The sequence below is a fragment of the Brevibacillus laterosporus DSM 25 genome (assembly GCF_002706795.1).
Lineage (GTDB): Bacteria > Bacillota > Bacilli > Brevibacillales > Brevibacillaceae > Brevibacillus_B > Brevibacillus_B laterosporus.
Genome location: NZ_CP017705.1, coordinates 754,045 through 769,348, shown reverse-complemented (window position 1 = coordinate 769,348; position 15,304 = coordinate 754,045). Strand labels below are relative to the sequence as shown.

The window sequence follows — 15,304 nt, the reverse complement described above, 5'->3', positions numbered from 1 at the left end:
ACAAATTTGTAAGCAAAATGAAAGAGTGTTTTATATGAACCTTCTCTCTAGTTGATTACACTGGATAACAGAAGGAAAGGGAAAGGGGAGTGTGCACATGGATATCGTAAAGGCTCGTGCACTTAGCAAAGTTTATCAAGGAAAGATTTCCTATGAAGCATTATCCAATATTGATTTGACCATTAAAGAAGGAGAGTTTGTTGGAATCATGGGACCGTCGGGGAGTGGTAAAACCACCTTGCTTAACATGATTTCTACAATTGATTCGCCCACATCAGGGGAAGTATTTATTAACAATCAAAACCCTCATCTCCTTTCGCCAGATCAATTGGCGCTATTTCGAAGACGGGAATTGGGGTTTGTGTTTCAATCATTTAACCTTTTACATACGTTGACTGTTAAAGAGAACATTCTATTACCGTTAACTCTTGATGGTACTAGCTTGGATAAAATGAATGATAAAGTAACCGCTATCGCTGACAAATTAGGCATTACTCCTATTTTAAATAAACGTACGTATGAGATTTCAGGGGGACAAGCCCAGCGAACAGCGATAGCAAGAGCAATGATTCATCAACCGAAATTACTGCTTGCCGATGAACCAACAGGTAATTTGGACTCAAAGGCAGCGCGGGATGTCATGCAATTGTTATCAACCTACAACGAGTACGATCAAACTACTATGATGTTGGTGACACATGATGCTTTCGCTGCTAGCTATTGCCATCGAGTTGTTTTTATTAAAGATGGAAAGCTCTTTAATGAAGTATATCGTGGTGATAATCGTCAGGCATTCTATCAGAAAATCATGAATGTATTGTCGTTATTAGGGGGAGAGGCACATGACTTTTCAACAATACGCTCGTAATAATGTAATGCGCAACAAGCGAGCTTATGCTGCCCATTTTTTAAGCTGTGCCTTCTCCGTGATGATGTTTTTCACCTATTCCCTGATCTCTTTTCATCCTGAATTGCAAGGAGATTTAACAGGCTGGAGTGTAACAATGAATTCGCTTGGAAAAATGGCGATGAAATTGCCTCCTTATTTCATCTTCATCTTCTCTTTCTTCTTTGTTTTGTATTCTGTCAGTGCTTTTTTGCAAACACGGAAAAAAGAATTTGGCATTTTGCTTATTCATGGAATGACCAACAAGCAATTAAACAAGCTTGTATTTATGGAGAATATGATTATTGGCGTTCTTTCTATGGTATCAGGAATATTGGTTGGTCTGGTATTTGCCAAGCTTGTGTTACTGATTAGTGCAGATATGCTAGCTATTACGAAAGGATTACCATTCTATTTGCCCTATAAAGCAATCGGAATTACCCTACTGGCCTTTTTCGTGCTGTTTTTAGCTATTTCTTTCTTCACCTCCAGAACCATGAGGGTCAATAAGCTGGTGGAGCTAATGCAAGCAGGTGAGAAACCGAAGCCGGAGCCTAAGGCTTCTATTTGGTTATCGATTCTTGCTGTTGTGTTGATTGGAACAGGGTATCTTTGTGTTTTCTATTTCGCGCTGGGGACTTATCTATTTACGCTATTATTTGGCGGGGTGGTACTGGTTGTCATTGGAACGTACTTCTTTTTTACTCAGTGCAGTGTATTTATCATTCGGTTTTTACAGAAGCGGGACAGGCTATTTTTTAAAAGAACCAACATCCTGACGATGTCAGAATTGGTATACCGCATGCGAGACAATGCCAATATGTTTTTTATGGTAGCGGTAGTCTCAGCAGTAGCCTTTGTAGCTATTGGAACTTGCGCAGCTATGGGAAATCAGGAACTGGCTAAAATAAAAAATCCATATGCGTTTACCTATGTTTCTTATTCGAAAAATCCACAGGAGAAGGAGCATGTTGCTCTGATTGGAAAAGAGTTAACGAACGCAGGCTTCTCTTATCATCAGGCCTATGGTGAAATATTCTGGGCTGACAATAATTCGGTCATGTCCATCACTAATTATAACCATCTGGCACAAGCCCTTGGTTATCCAACAGAAACCTTGAACGAAGGAGAATTTTTGTGGATACCAGGGAAATTTGCCCAAGAACGGGGATTTTCAAAACAAAGCATTGAGAAACAGCTCCAGATTACAAATGGAAATGTAAAGCTGGATTTATCATTAAAAAAAGCGGTTGATCATATGGTTACGCCACAAAATTTCTACGATGATTATTATGTGGCAGTAACAGATCAGGCCTACGAACAAATTCTTGCTGGTCGGTTTGAAGCTAATGCGGATTCACACACAGATTCCCTAGAGCCACAAAAGGAAAGCGGCCAGTTAAATACTTCAGACCAAGCATCATCCCAAGATTTGCAAGAATCTGAATCAGAAACCGTGTCTCTTCCTATTAGAATCAATGTCTTTGTGGTCGATGACTGGGTAAACACTGTAGATATAGCAAATCAATTGAGTGAAGCGTTGCTAAACTATGAATCACCGTATCAGTTTTCTGCCTTAAGCTTGGAGTGGAAAGAGGCAAAGCAAGAGAATGGATTATTACTGATATCCAGCGTTATGATTGGCATTGTGTTCTTCACATTTGCTTCTAGCTTTCTATATTTCCGATTATATACGGATTTGGACAGGGAGCATGCGCAATATCAGCTAATCGGAAAGCTAGGCCTTACCGGTAAAGAATTAAGAAAAACCGTGACAAGACAGTTGCTTATTATGTTCTTCCTACCTATCGTAATAGCGATTGTACACAGTGGAGTTGCATTTACTGCCCTACAGCAATTGCTTCCATATTCGGTGGTGACTAGTTCTGTGATTGTTCTCGGATGTTTTGTGGCTGCCCAGTTTCTGTATTTCTGGCTGATTCGCTGGCGGTATCTTAAATTGCTGCACAGAGGCATAGTTTAAGATTCATCTGGGACTTTTTGTGCCAGATGATAGATTCGGCACGTCAGATAGAGGTAAAAATATAGAGGTATAAAATAGAAGTAAAAGTAAAAATAAAAGAGGCATAGGGATGAAAGATTCCTTATGCCTTTTCATATATGAATGAAATAAACTAGCTCATGAAAAAGAGCTCATGACATGCTAGGGTGGTATATCAAATCACCTAGACTTTGCCCGCTTTTCTTTCATTCTTCGAAAAAGCTCCAAGCTTTCCTTCAAGTACTCCGCCTCTTCTGCTGTTAAAGAGTCGCCACCTGTGATAAAGGCAAGTCCTGTAGCTTCTTCGCTATCATCTGAGGAGAAATGATTTTCTTCTTTAGACTGTTTGTTGAGCAAATAGTCTGTAGAGGTTTGATATATTTCAGCTAATTCCTTAAGCGAAGTAGCATCCGGCTCATAGGTATTTGATTCCCATTTTGAGACAGTGGTGTTGTCGACGCCTAGTTTGTCTGCAATCTCTTTTTGGGTCCATTTATATTCTTTTCGTTTTTCCTTTAATCGTTCTCCAAGAGTCATTCTATCACCGCCTTGTCTACCTTATGATCAATACCTAGCCTGTTTAACCCTATTATATCTATTTAGTTGAGGTATTAGCAAGTTTAGGTTGACTTTTGAGTTTTAATCAACTAATATAAAGATGAAAGTTGATTAATGCTCAAGTTTTTCGTGTATCATCCATTGTTTCCGAAGGTTCCAGAGGGGGAAGATGAGAATGCGGTCTACAGAGATGAAACTAACACTGGACATGAAACAGATAACAATTCCGGTCGGTGAGGAAGCTAGTATGGTTCTCATCGATCCTGTTCAAGGGAAGATTAAAATAGTGCCTCTGGTTCACCACGGTGAGACTGTCGTCAAATCTAGTCAAGGAAAGATAGCCAAAATAGCATTTCAAGAAAATGAATTATTTTAACAACCGCATATTAGCCTGATACCGAGATGCGGGAGGGCGCTAGATATTTCCACTATGAGTGGGAGTTTCTGGCGTCCTTTTTTGATTGGGAAAAAACGATTAAACCTGTATCGGCATTCAATCAATTGAAAAGGAGGGAAAACATGAGCAAGCACAATCCAAAACAAAGAAGTCTACATCAAGTGAGTAAAGCATCAACCAGGCAAAAAAAACCTAGAGCAATCTCTGAATATGAATGGAGACGCTTAATGGGAGATACCACAAGCATTCAATTTTTGAAAGATAGAGCGGCAAGCAGACGGTGAATTTACCACAGCCCAAGCAATTAACGAAATGAACGTATATGAAGCAATTGTAATTCTTACCGCAATGGATACATAGATGCACATGAAAAAAGTACGAAAGCACAAGGGGGATAAAAGCATGACAAAAAACATGAAAAAACTAATTACTTCCTATAAAGCAACCAAGAAACAACTAAAGAGTATGTTAGCCCAAGTAGCGAATTCGGATCAACGAGCTAGTGCTGACTGTGTACATGGAACTGATCAGGAAGCATTACGTAGTAGTCTAGCTGCAAGCATTCGCGATGTGGAGTATGCGATTCTATGGCTTGAAACAGGCAGACAGCCAGATAATCAACGTGGCATTGAGAGACGATCAAAGGAACAGCGAGAGATTTTATTAGACCCTTTTAAAATGCAGAGCTATGTGACTCCGGGAACAGGCGGATGCCGAGTCGGTGTAAGTGATGCCGAACGAGACCTAATCGATTTCTATCTTCAATTTGTCACAGAAAAAGAAAGAGAATGCTATCTGATGGTGCATGGGAGTGGCTTTACTCATGAGAAAGCTGCTGAAATGCTCTTTCTATCTCGAGGAAATGTATCCACCTTGCTGTCACGTGCCCAACAAAAAATTGAGTTTGCCAAGAATCTAACAGCTATCCTTGCGATGGCTGTTTTCTTTTTAATCAGCGGAGGTGTAAAAACCCTTCATTACGAACGTTTGTTTGCGTGGGGCAGAAGCCACCTATAAGTGTAAGGACCATTTGGCGAGGCGGTAACGGTTCAGCAAGGAGGTACACACCAGAATGATCCTGCATCCAAGATTACTAGGAGCAGTCAGAGAACAATTGGCTAACAAAAGGAAGCCGTCGGCTCACCAGCAGCTATCAACAGAGAAGCGATCAACAGAACAACAATCAACAGAACAAAAGGCTTATCAGACTAGGAAGCAGGTAAAGACGTATGAAGGGAGATCACCTCCCATATCCACAAAAAGCAATGAGCTAAAACCTTGCGAGGAGGTGCAATGAAAGATGGACAGAGATTTGTCCACACTAGTTGATTTGGTAGAGGAGGCATACCCCAATATACCGATCATCTCCCAATTAGGAGAGTGGATGAAGGGGACGTTTCAATTGCCATCCGCTTTTGTCATGACCCAAACAATAACGGAAAAGGGAAATAGCCTGACCAGCTACAAAGTGATTTGCGAAGCAACCATTATGTTGCACTATCCCTTGGAACAAGAAAAACATGTTCCGCTTTCTATAGCTGTCCTTCGAGATTTGTTACGAAAGCAACGTTATAGTTACCGTGGCAAAAACAAGCTCTTGCTTGACATTGACCCGAGCACTTTCACTGTGAATACAGAGAAAAAGGAACGGGCCGAAATTACGTTTCGCTATGAGTACCTCATGCCTGTACGAAGAGAGCAGGTAGATAAAATTACGATCTTTGATGTGAAGGAGGATGGACATGGCTAAATCAACAGGACAAACAAATGAAGGAACAGTGAAAAAAGCTCAACCGAAAAAGAACAACGAGCAAGCAGATCTACAGCCTCTCAACACTACTACTCAGGAGGCCAAGCGCACTCGTCAGGAATGGATTGAGAGTGCACCGTTGTTGCAAGCAGAGAGGTTTGAAGTAGCAGGAGCGTTACATGCATGTACGGATCAGCAGGTAATAAGTGAAGAACAAGTACGACAATACGTATCTACATTTCGAGGAGGTAAGTAAGTATGACAATCCAACGTGAACGACCAGGTGTAAACGTAGAATTAAAAGCGAAAGCGCAGGAACGAGTTCTACCTAAAAGTGGTGTGGTACTTGTACCATATCTAGCTGAATGGGGAGCTCCTGATCAAGTCATTACTATGAAGGGCTATGAAGAGCGCGTAGCAGAAACCTTTGGACAAATTGGAATTTTAGAGTTGGCCGCAGAAGGAGGCGCTACTGTAGTTGGCTATCGTATGACGAACGGTAAGGGTGTCGCGGCTACCTATTCGCAAGAAGGTTCCTTTGCCATCGAAGCACGTTATCCAGGCCTAGTTGGTAACGAACTACAAATCTCGATTAAAGATTCAACAGCAGAATTAGGGAAAAAGGAATTACAGGTCAAAGGTCCGGTAAAAACAGAGAAGTTTTCTTTTGCAAATATGGACGAGCTAGTAACCAAAGCAGAACAATCCATTTATATCAAAGTGAAAAAGCTGGGTGACAAAGCGGCAGAAGAAACAACGCTGACGTCACTGTCAGGTGGAACAAGTGGCATCACTACTCTAGCGGCAAATGACTTTACCACTTTATTTAACTCCATCGCAGGTATTGATTTCGACGCGATGTATTTGCCGTCAGCTGACGCTGGAATTCAAGCAGCAGCCAAACAATTCATGGTTGATCGCGAGCTTTTCAGCAAAAAACGTAGCACGCTAGTAATCGGTGGTATGCCAGAAAAAGATAGCAACATGAACGAGCATGTAGAGCGTTCTGTAGCCAACAATTCTCGACGTGTCGTAAACTGCGCCATTGCAGGTCAACATGTGAACGGCAAGACCTATGGAAGCCTAGAATGGGCGGCATGGCTAGCTGGTATGATTGCCGCTACACCTGCCCACATTTCTCTGAGTGCACAGCTGGTTCCGTTGAAAAAAGCGACAAAAGATTGGGGACACACCGAAATTCAAAATGCACTTAACTCTGGTACATTGATTGCAGTTCGTGACGGTGACGTGTACTTGATTGAAAGTGCCGTCAATACCTTAACGACATTAAAAGCAGTAGAGCGTGAGGATTTTGGTAAAATTCGCGTTTCGATGACGCTCGACCAAATTGTTAATGACATTACCTCTGTAGGCAAAAAGTATAAAGGTAAACTGGATAATAACGATATTGGCGGTGCGACGTTTGTTGGTGCGGTTAAAACCTACCTTGAAGTGCGTGAAGCGCAAGGAGCTATTGAACAGGGCTGGATTTTTGAAGATAAGAAAAATGGAATTGGTGACAAACGTGGTTTCCGCCTAGCAGCCAAGCCACTTGATGCTATTGAGCTTTTCGATATTGAATGGGAGGTGCTGTAAGCATGCGTCAAAGCGATATTAAATTAAAAAATTGTCAGGTATACGATGAAAATGGTGATCCAATCTACGGTACATTGGAAGGGAAAGCTGTCCTAAAAACAGAGTATGGTGACGTAAAACGTCTGCAAAAGGGCTCGGTACAAACCATTGACTCCTGGCATGTAGAGGTTACTTTAAAGGTATCATCTGTTAACGCCCTGCTCAAATATTTTTGCGTGGATCAAATTACCGAGGGCAAAACTCCTGTAATTCCACAGCTTTTGGGCGAAATGATCGATAAGGAAAACGGTAATACAGAACGAGTTCGTTTAACGGATATCTATCTAAACCCAGAAGAAATCACATTATGGGAAGCAAAGGCGGACGGAAACGATAATGCGACTTATGAAATTAAGGGTCGCAGTAACAAGAAGCCTGATTACCTTGATAAATTACCAGAATATACAGAAGAATAGGGGGACTTTCCATGGGGAAATTAGAAAAATTTTTAGCGCAAGCAAATGAAACAACACCACGTCATGAGGTAGAAGTCAGCATTGATGGTGAGGTATGGAAGGTACGTCAGCTTACCTTAATGGAAGGTCGTATTTGCGAGCGAGAGGCAGATAAAGGTGATAAATTCGACTGGTACCGCTACAATGATGCTCGCATTGTGAAGGCGACCGAACACGACTTTAATTGGAATGATCCAGAGCTAAAGAAAGCGTTCAAGGCAGGCGATAAATTTGAACTTCCCGGCAAACTGTTTGACCGCAACCCAGACGCCTATGCACTCCTTTTAGAAACGGTACGCAAAGCAAATCAGGGTCAGACGGAAGAGGAAGCGATTGAAGAAGCAAAAAACTAATTCAATCCGACGCGGAGGCTTGGCATGTAGCGAAGGCTTATCTGCATGGCAGAGGTCTCCCGGCGGAAATTGTTGAATATGAAGTGGATCGGTATAAGCAAAAATTATTTATTATCGCATGTCAGATCATTGAATTAGAGGCGGAGGAGTGATATCCTCCGCCGTTTTTTTATGAAGGAAAGATGTAGCATGAACGGAGGTGAATGCAATGAGCAACGATATGGTAGTCGAGCTCCTTTCCGTCCAGAAAGAGATGTTCAAGGTAAGGCAGGGCATGATGGCATGGAAAAGAGATTCGGTCTCGTTACAAGTAGCTTGGAGACAGATGGGACGCGATTTTTTACGAGAAGCTGATAGAATGGAACGGCGTATAAAAGAGGTACGTTCTCAATTACAGCAACTCGGAACTTCTGTCCAAGCCAAGCTTCGTGTGGAAATAGATGATCAGGCGACACAAAAGATTTCGCAAATGCGCAGTCAGTTTAGTCAACCCGTTGTGGTGAGTGGTGGAGGAGACGATGGCGGCTCCGCTAACCCCTTTGTTGATTTAAGAGGGCAGGCGATGAGGTGGTACAAAAACTCGATCCCCGAATCTCAATCTGCAGCAAAAGAACGAGGATTATTTATTGCCAGAGGAAAAACGGATGCTGAGGTCCAAGATTTAGATCGCAGTGTTGAGAAAATGCTCCAAATTAACCCGAATGTAAGCAAAACAGAGGCTATATCCATCTATAACAGAAGTGACGAGGTAAATTCAAAGGATAAGGCTGCATATGCCGAATTTGCTGCCAAATTAAGTATGTCTACAGGGTTCTCTGCTGATCAGAGCTTAAAAATGATGGCTCTATTACGCGACAGCACAGGAGTTAGTGATCCTGAGCGACTTGCGAATTCTCTTCAATATATGAGTACCAATATGAAGGATTTTAGCGACGATTTTGTATCCTCTATGATCAAATATACTTCCCAGCTAGGGATGGTAATGGATACACCAGAGAAAATGGCGATGCTGGTCGGCGAAATTGGTAACATGGGAATTGCATCAAATGACATGCCACTAGGCGCCTTAAAAGATATTGCATTAAAAATGTCTACTCAGGGCGATCTGAGTAGTGTATTACAAAAAGGTTATGAGGCGGATGGAAAAAGTCCTGAGGAAGCCAAACGCTTGGCTGACAGTGAGGCCATCCAAGTAACCCAGCTATTGCATTCAGATAATAAAAGCGATAATCAGACGGCAATGGGACGTATTTTTATGAATCTTGCTTCTATTAAAGATGATAATGTACGTCAAGAGATGCTAAATGCAGTAGGCTCAGGTTCCGGCAAGGAGCTATTACAGCATCTAGTGCCACTGCTGGAGAAAACGGGGAAAATTTCTGCTGGCGAAGTGGAAAATAAAGTAGCTAATAACGAAGTAAATAAATCCTATAAGGCTGCAATCGACCAAAATCCTTGGTTTGAATATATGAAAGCTCAAAGCGAAGCCAAAGCAGCTATGGTGGACTTAACAGCTACGGTAGCCAAGGATTTAACCCCTGTAATAAAAATGTTAACTGGTGCGTTGTCTACAGGTATTCAAATTTTTAATCAACTACCAGCGGGGATTAGATATACCTTAGAAGGATTGGGAGTATATCTTCTTGCTAAATGGGCGAAAGAAAATGACCAAGGCGATGGTGGTGGTGATGGCCCAGACAATAAGCAAGATAAATGCTGTTGCACAGATGGCAGCGATACAGGTGGGGAAAAAAGAGATAAGCGTAAGGGCTCGAAGAAAAAAAGAGGAGGAAAAAAGGGGAAAAGAAAGCTAGGCCCCTCCAAATTCGGCGGAAAAAACACTGGAGGAGCCAGCAAATCACCCAAAAATAATCCAAGTAACCCAAGCAATCAGAAAAAACCAACGAAACCAAAAACTCAACCTAAACCAGCCAAACCACTTTCTCGTAAAGCTACTCTCCCTACTACAGCTCCCAAAAAAGCTGGCAAGCCAGCTACCGGTTTTGGAAAACTAAAGGACATTGGTGGCAAAGCTTTTGAAGGGATAAAAAGCTTCGGTGGAGCCGCGTGGGACGGATTAAAGAATCTGGGCGGCAAAGGCTTTGGTGGGGTTAAATCCTTTGGAAAAGGCCTGCTGAAAAAAATTCCTTTTGTAGGAGAAGCCATGGATCTCGCTTCATTAGCTACGTCTGACAATAAACCGATGGAGCTATTAAAGCTAGGTGGAAGCGCTGGGATGAAAGCCGCAGGTACTATGATTGGTGCCACAGTTGGCTCGATCGTACCGGGATTAGGAACAGCTGTTGGCGGAGTAGTTGGTGGATTTTTAGGTTCGGTTGGCGGAGACTTCCTCATGGAAAAATTGCCTGATTGGTTTGGATGGGGAAAAGAAAAGCAAGAGACACCTCCTGCACCAGTGCCACCCGCACAGCCATCGATTCCAATTAGTGATGATGCTAGTCAGATCAAATCTATGAGAAGAAAACCACAAGATACGTTAGCTATAACACCAGCACCGCCCGTAAAGCCTGTAGCTACGAATGCGGCAGATAAGAAGGAGTCAGCTCAAAATCTATCGGTAACGGTCTCAACTATGCCCATCACGCTACATGCAGATGGTGTACTTCAGGATGTGGTAGGCATGATTCGATTATTGAAAGACCCTACCGTTACGAATGAAATAAAGCGTATCATCGAGACTGCTTTCGTCAATGCATTAGAGACAAGAGGTGGAAAAGCATGATTCGTATGCAGGGAAAATATCGGCTGACGTTTCCCGTAACCCCAGCAGAGGTGCAAGTAAAAGGCTACGGGAACGATGCAGAAACATCTACCAGCATTTCGCTTGTTACCAAAAACAGACTATCTGCTAATCGAGCGAAATCAATTTCCTTTGATTTTTGGCTTCCAGGTAATATAGAGTCGCCTTTAATTGAAGTGGAAGGCTATCAGGGACCGCGTGAATGGTTAGCAGGCTTAGATCGTATCTCAGGGAAAGAAGTTTTGCTCACGATTGACGAACTGAATTTAGCTTGGAATGTATTGATTGGACCTGTAGATGGGACGTTTAAAGGAATGAATGTGGATTATTACGGGTCGATCGAATTGCCTATTTTTATCAAAGACGAGTTTGTAGAGTGGTCAAGTAACAAAGAGCTTCTACAGCCACCAGTGATCATGGCTAAGCAACAAAAAGCTCGTGCCAACACCACAGGAAAGACAGCGAAGAAACAGCAAGCAAACCCATATTTACTAACACCAGCCCAAAATATGATTCATCAGGATAGAGAAATCCGTAGCAAACAGCTCAATCGTATCCAAAAGAAAAATGCTGAATTTAAGAGCAAAGCCTAGGAGGGAGCGGCTATGCGTGTCATTTATGGAAAAGATGCTACCCGACTGGAACTAACACCAGCCGTGACGGATATCTCCTGGTCTTCTTCCAGAGGACAGATCGCTCAGTCGTGTCAGATTCAACTGCGCAATCCCCCGGTATTAGCTGCTGCTGGCTATCTCATGATGTTTCCTCATGAGTTAAAGGAGAGCGAGCAGCTTTTTCACGGGCCCTTAGTGGAATGGAATCGGGACGAAAAGACGAAGGATGTGAGCGGGACTGCATATGAGCTTTCCTGGTATTTACAAAAAAATGATTGCTCAAGACCCTATGTAAAAGGAGATGCAGGGAAGGAGCTGGAGAAGATTATGAAGGGGGCAGGCATTTCGTTTCAATGTCCAGCCTTTGGATTTACCGTAAAAGAACGGCTCCCTTCCCAGCCGTATACTTCGTTGTTCACCGATATAGCAGAGAGAGCCTTTGAACGAACAGGACTTCGTTATTTTATCCAGCATGAACGCGATAAGCTAATCGTACTAGCAGAGGGGAACAATCCCTATGTCCCTGTGTTTCAAGCTAACATGCTGGAGGCAAGCTCTACGGGAGAAAGCCTGGAGGAAGTGTACACGGCAGTAACGGTAGAACGCTATGAAGGAGATCGGGTGGCAGGTAAAGTCACGAAGGAACATAGTGAGTTGATGAAAAAGGTAGGACGAATGCAGAAAATCATTGATGCAGGTGAGGAGAAGAACCTCACCTCTTTGGCGTCCAAACAGCTTGCTACGTTAGCTAAAATACCGCGAACACGCTCCATAACCGTTCGTCACACAAACTCACTCATTGCTAGATTGCGGGCAGGCTGGATGGTGAAAATTCAGGAGTCAAATGGTCAACAAAGTAGTTGGATCGTGACCTCCTGCAATACGCGGTGGAAAAACAGGGAGTTTGTGATGGACTTACAACTGGAATGGAGAGGATAGGGATGCAACAAGCAATTAATAGATTGTTTACCCAAGCAAGAAGTGGCATTAGTGATACCCAGATCGAATTTGGTACCCTACAAAATGATGCCCCAGTGGTCATCAAGCTAGATCAGGACCCCACGCCATTAAAAGAGGAAGAGGATGATCTAGTATTTTTCAAAAATGAGCTATTTACACAACTTCAACTGGGGGCAACCTATGCCCTGATGCGGTGTTCCACGGGGCAATATCTGGTACTGGGTGAGGTGAAATAAATGTTTCCTGCTTTAGAGAGTAATGTAGAGCTGACAGATGCTACTTCCCCGATACCCTGGACATATAAATTAGATTGGACTACGTTTCAATTTATCAAAGGAACAGATGGTCGACATGTAAAGACCAGTACTTATGCTGAGTATTTGGAAGAGATTGCGAAAAAAATTCTGCATACCAAGCGCTTCCAATATGCGATTTACAGCGATCGAATAGGGGTAGATTTTTTTGAGCATATTGGCAAGCTACCAAAGCATGTGCCCTTGGCTCTTATCAAGCGTGATGTGGAGGATGCGCTGGAAGCTCATTCAGAGATTGAACGAGCAGAGGTTTTGGACATTAAGTATAGAGACAATCGGATTGCCCTGAGGCTAGAAATTGAAGGAGTACGGGGAAAGACTAAGGTGGTGGTAGATATTTGGAAACGTTAGAGAAGCCGCAAATGCCGATTCTTCAAGAAAGCCCAGATCATATTTATCAGCGAATAGCCAATCGTGCGATTGCTTATGCAAGAGAAAATGGACAATCTCCTCCTGCTACGGAAGAAGGAGAGATTTTTTACGATTTTTGGTATCCGTTAGCAAAAGAAATTTCGGAACAACAACAATTATCTCAATATAGTCTCTTACAGGCATTTGTGGTTTGGAGTGATGGAGAGTTTCTGGATGCCCATGGATATGCAGAAGGAGTAGACCGTAAAGAGGGGGAGGAAACCGAAGCTTATCGGCAACGAATTCTCCATAAAAAGAGAACTGAGGAGGGAAGTGGACGTGCAGAGGACTATATAAGGTGGGCTTTAGAAGTGGAGGGAGTTGGTGGCGCAGTTGCCATTGAACACGAGCGTCATGATGTATCGATTGATTTATATCTGACTGACTTGCAGGGTCAGCCTGTTACATTAGAATTTGCTTCTCTCTTACAGAATCAACTGGAGCCAAAACGTATTGCAGGTCATGATTTAAAATGTTTTCCTGCTGAAATTTTCAACCTTAATGTGAGGGTAAAGCTTCAATTAGCTGATGTATCGAAGAGATCGGAGATAACTTCACTTATTACAAATCGAATTCAAGAATATATAAAAGGCAGCACTTGCATCGTTTATCATTTGCTAGGTGCACTATTTTGGGTTGATGGCGTAAAGGACTATTCAAACTATACCTTAAATGACGGAACAGAAAATCTTAGTAAACCAATAAAAGCTGTACCGTTTGTTAATTTGGTGGTTGAACTATGATTCCTATTCGATATCGCAAGCAATTACCGTCATATTGGTATGATAACGAAGTGGCTAGGCTCCACTTGGTGTCAACAGAAGAAGAGATTTTGTTTCAAAACAATAAAATAAAAGAGCTGGGAAATCAGTATCTTTTGCCTTATGCAACTTTTGGATTAGATATATGGGATTGGATATATTTTGGAGACAAACGGAACGGTACAGTAGAAGAAAGAAGAGAAGAGATACGTAAAAAGAATATAGCAAAAGCCAATTTTACATTAGATACATTGTACGTATTAGGCAGAATGGCAGGAGATCTAAAGAAAGTTACAGAGGATTTCACTAATAAGGAAATCCTATTTGAGTTCTCAGGTTATCGATCAATAAATCTGATGCAGCTAGCAGTTGATTTTGAAAAAATACGACCTGTTCATGTTCTGAAAGAGAAAATCATTGCAAGTAGTTATGGAGGGATCACCTTTACATCAGGTCCGACAAAGTTTTATGAAACACAAAAAAGGGATTGTGGTGCTTTTTTTAGCGGAGGAGAGAATGATTTATGCTAACTGACCATCTATTAGAGGGACAGGCTAATGCCTTGGAATCTGCTTTTTATTCGGCAGAGGTAGAACTGGATGATAAAATCGTTCCTGTTAGTTTATTGAAAATACGACAAAGTGTTAATAAAGTTACTTTTTTGATCCGTATCTCAGCCTCCATGACAGGAATAGTAACGAAATGTATTGTAAAAGATGTCAACGGACAGGTAGTTTGGGAAGATCGCTTGCAAATGGAGAAACCTAACCGTGAAATAACTCTTAGCATACCAATCGAACTACAATGGAAGGCAGGTGAATGATTTGGCGTATGAAAAACAGCTCCACATCAACCGTCTTGTTGATCGCCCCAACATATACAACTTTCATCAAAATGAAGACGGTACAGTTTCCATTGCCCCTGCGTGGGAACAGATTGCAGGTACGCCTGTAGATGAAATTCGATTGAACCACATTGAGGAGGGGATTTATAATGCCCACTTTTTGATTGAAAAAGCGAGTCGCCGTATTTCCCGTATTGAAGCCCATCTAGACATTGATAGCCGAGGAGTCTCAGGAGCACAGGCAAGATTTGCAGATACCTATGATGGACAAATAGACCCTGTTTTACAATTGGATGAGACGAAAACCTATGCCACAGTAGCTCTATCCTCTAGTGCTTTTGCTGTGGCTATTTCTGTTGCCTCAACAACAGGCTTCACGGTTGGACAAGAAGTTACGATTTGTGATGATGTAGCTTTTGAGAATCAGGCTATCACAGCAATTGGATCAGGGAAGATAACTCTTTCTAAGCTGGTCAACAGCTACAAAAAAGGAGCCATGATCGCACGATCAACGGTGAATCGAGATACAACTGTGCAGAAGATGAGAATCGGTGGTTGGAATACACATACGATTACGATTACGCAGGTATAAAGGAGTGGGAA

At 42.3% G+C, this 15,304-nt stretch carries 21 protein-coding genes; 20 read left to right on the top strand and 1 reads right to left on the bottom strand.

Annotated elements, in window-relative coordinates; translation table 11 throughout:
• Positions 1 to 97: 97 nt before the first annotated feature.
• Both BrL25_RS03745 and BrL25_RS03740 read left to right on the top strand, forming a co-directional pair.
• A complete protein-coding gene (locus BrL25_RS03745) occupies positions 98 to 868 on the top strand; it encodes an ABC transporter ATP-binding protein (protein ID WP_018674066.1) in 771 nt (256 codons plus the stop codon).
• A complete protein-coding gene (locus BrL25_RS03740; protein WP_018674067.1) occupies positions 843 to 2,870 on the top strand; it encodes an ABC transporter permease in 2,028 nt (675 codons plus the stop codon). Before BrL25_RS03745 ends, BrL25_RS03740 begins: the two co-directional genes overlap by 26 nt.
• Positions 2,871 to 3,068: 198 nt before the next feature.
• Here BrL25_RS03740 and BrL25_RS03735 read toward each other — a convergent pair whose 3' ends face one another.
• The gene (locus BrL25_RS03735; RefSeq protein ID WP_018674068.1) at positions 3,069 to 3,425 is read right to left on the bottom strand and encodes a helix-turn-helix domain-containing protein; all 357 of its coding nucleotides are present in this window, start codon (positions 3,423 to 3,425) and stop codon (positions 3,069 to 3,071) included.
• A 196-nt stretch (positions 3,426 to 3,621) separates the two neighbouring features.
• On the opposite strand from BrL25_RS03735, the gene BrL25_RS03730 reads away from it, so the two are divergent.
• From BrL25_RS03730 to BrL25_RS03650, 18 genes are all read left to right on the top strand, one after another.
• On the top strand, positions 3,622 to 3,822 hold the full coding sequence (locus tag BrL25_RS03730) for an XtrA/YqaO family protein (RefSeq protein WP_018674069.1): 201 nt from the start codon (positions 3,622 to 3,624) through the stop codon (positions 3,820 to 3,822).
• 143 nt (positions 3,823 to 3,965) lie between these two features.
• Positions 3,966 to 4,127: a hypothetical protein gene (locus BrL25_RS25080; RefSeq protein ID WP_018674070.1), complete on the top strand. Its 162-nt coding sequence runs from the start codon at positions 3,966 to 3,968 to the stop codon at positions 4,125 to 4,127.
• A 118-nt stretch (positions 4,128 to 4,245) separates the two neighbouring features.
• Positions 4,246 to 4,860 carry a sigma factor-like helix-turn-helix DNA-binding protein gene (locus tag BrL25_RS03725; RefSeq protein ID WP_018674071.1) on the top strand — a complete coding sequence of 205 codons (615 nt, stop codon included), beginning with the start codon at positions 4,246 to 4,248 and terminating at the stop codon, positions 4,858 to 4,860.
• Between the two features lie 55 nt (positions 4,861 to 4,915).
• Positions 4,916 to 5,140 carry a hypothetical protein gene (locus BrL25_RS03720; RefSeq protein ID WP_018674072.1) on the top strand — a complete coding sequence of 75 codons (225 nt, stop codon included), beginning with the start codon at positions 4,916 to 4,918 and terminating at the stop codon, positions 5,138 to 5,140.
• 3 nt (positions 5,141 to 5,143) lie between these two features.
• Complete coding sequence (locus tag BrL25_RS03715) at positions 5,144 to 5,593, top strand: hypothetical protein (RefSeq protein ID WP_018674073.1); 450 nt, start codon at positions 5,144 to 5,146, stop codon at positions 5,591 to 5,593.
• Positions 5,586 to 5,849, top strand: coding sequence for a hypothetical protein (locus BrL25_RS03710; protein ID WP_018674074.1), 264 nt, complete (start codon positions 5,586 to 5,588; stop codon positions 5,847 to 5,849). The genes BrL25_RS03715 and BrL25_RS03710 overlap by 8 nt, the downstream gene beginning before the upstream one ends.
• A 2-nt stretch (positions 5,850 to 5,851) precedes the next feature.
• The gene (locus BrL25_RS03705; protein ID WP_018674075.1) at positions 5,852 to 7,189 is read left to right on the top strand and encodes a phage tail sheath subtilisin-like domain-containing protein; all 1,338 of its coding nucleotides are present in this window, start codon (positions 5,852 to 5,854) and stop codon (positions 7,187 to 7,189) included.
• A gap of 2 nt (positions 7,190 to 7,191) precedes the next feature.
• Positions 7,192 to 7,644 (top strand): hypothetical protein, encoded by a 453-nt coding sequence (locus BrL25_RS03700; RefSeq protein WP_018674076.1) that lies wholly within the window; start codon positions 7,192 to 7,194, stop codon positions 7,642 to 7,644.
• A gap of 11 nt (positions 7,645 to 7,655) precedes the next feature.
• Positions 7,656 to 8,036, top strand: a complete 381-nt coding sequence (locus tag BrL25_RS03695) for a hypothetical protein (RefSeq protein ID WP_018674077.1) — start codon at positions 7,656 to 7,658, stop codon at positions 8,034 to 8,036.
• A 208-nt stretch (positions 8,037 to 8,244) separates the two neighbouring features.
• On the top strand, positions 8,245 to 10,779 hold the full coding sequence (locus tag BrL25_RS03690; protein ID WP_018674078.1) for a phage tail tape measure protein: 2,535 nt from the start codon (positions 8,245 to 8,247) through the stop codon (positions 10,777 to 10,779).
• Positions 10,776 to 11,390, top strand: coding sequence for a hypothetical protein (locus BrL25_RS03685; RefSeq protein WP_018674079.1), 615 nt, complete (start codon positions 10,776 to 10,778; stop codon positions 11,388 to 11,390). Before BrL25_RS03690 ends, BrL25_RS03685 begins: the two co-directional genes overlap by 4 nt.
• Before the next feature lie 12 nt (positions 11,391 to 11,402).
• Positions 11,403 to 12,350, top strand: coding sequence for an XkdQ/YqbQ family protein (locus tag BrL25_RS03680; RefSeq protein ID WP_018674080.1), 948 nt, complete (start codon positions 11,403 to 11,405; stop codon positions 12,348 to 12,350).
• A gap of 2 nt (positions 12,351 to 12,352) precedes the next feature.
• On the top strand, positions 12,353 to 12,607 hold the full coding sequence (locus BrL25_RS03675; protein WP_018674081.1) for a hypothetical protein: 255 nt from the start codon (positions 12,353 to 12,355) through the stop codon (positions 12,605 to 12,607).
• The gene (locus tag BrL25_RS03670; protein ID WP_018674082.1) at positions 12,608 to 13,036 is read left to right on the top strand and encodes a DUF2634 domain-containing protein; all 429 of its coding nucleotides are present in this window, start codon (positions 12,608 to 12,610) and stop codon (positions 13,034 to 13,036) included. It abuts the gene before it with no gap.
• Positions 13,024 to 13,839, top strand: coding sequence for a baseplate J/gp47 family protein (locus tag BrL25_RS03665; protein WP_018674083.1), 816 nt, complete (start codon positions 13,024 to 13,026; stop codon positions 13,837 to 13,839). The genes BrL25_RS03670 and BrL25_RS03665 overlap by 13 nt, the downstream gene beginning before the upstream one ends.
• Positions 13,840 to 13,907: 68 nt before the next feature.
• Entirely contained in the window at positions 13,908 to 14,387 is a 480-nt protein-coding gene (locus BrL25_RS03660) for a hypothetical protein (protein WP_155803085.1), read from the top strand.
• Positions 14,381 to 14,680: a hypothetical protein gene (locus BrL25_RS03655; protein WP_018674085.1), complete on the top strand. Its 300-nt coding sequence runs from the start codon at positions 14,381 to 14,383 to the stop codon at positions 14,678 to 14,680. Before BrL25_RS03660 ends, BrL25_RS03655 begins: the two co-directional genes overlap by 7 nt.
• On the top strand, positions 14,673 to 15,293 hold the full coding sequence (locus tag BrL25_RS03650; protein WP_018674086.1) for a hypothetical protein: 621 nt from the start codon (positions 14,673 to 14,675) through the stop codon (positions 15,291 to 15,293). Before BrL25_RS03655 ends, BrL25_RS03650 begins: the two co-directional genes overlap by 8 nt.
• Positions 15,294 to 15,304 lie beyond the last annotated feature (11 nt).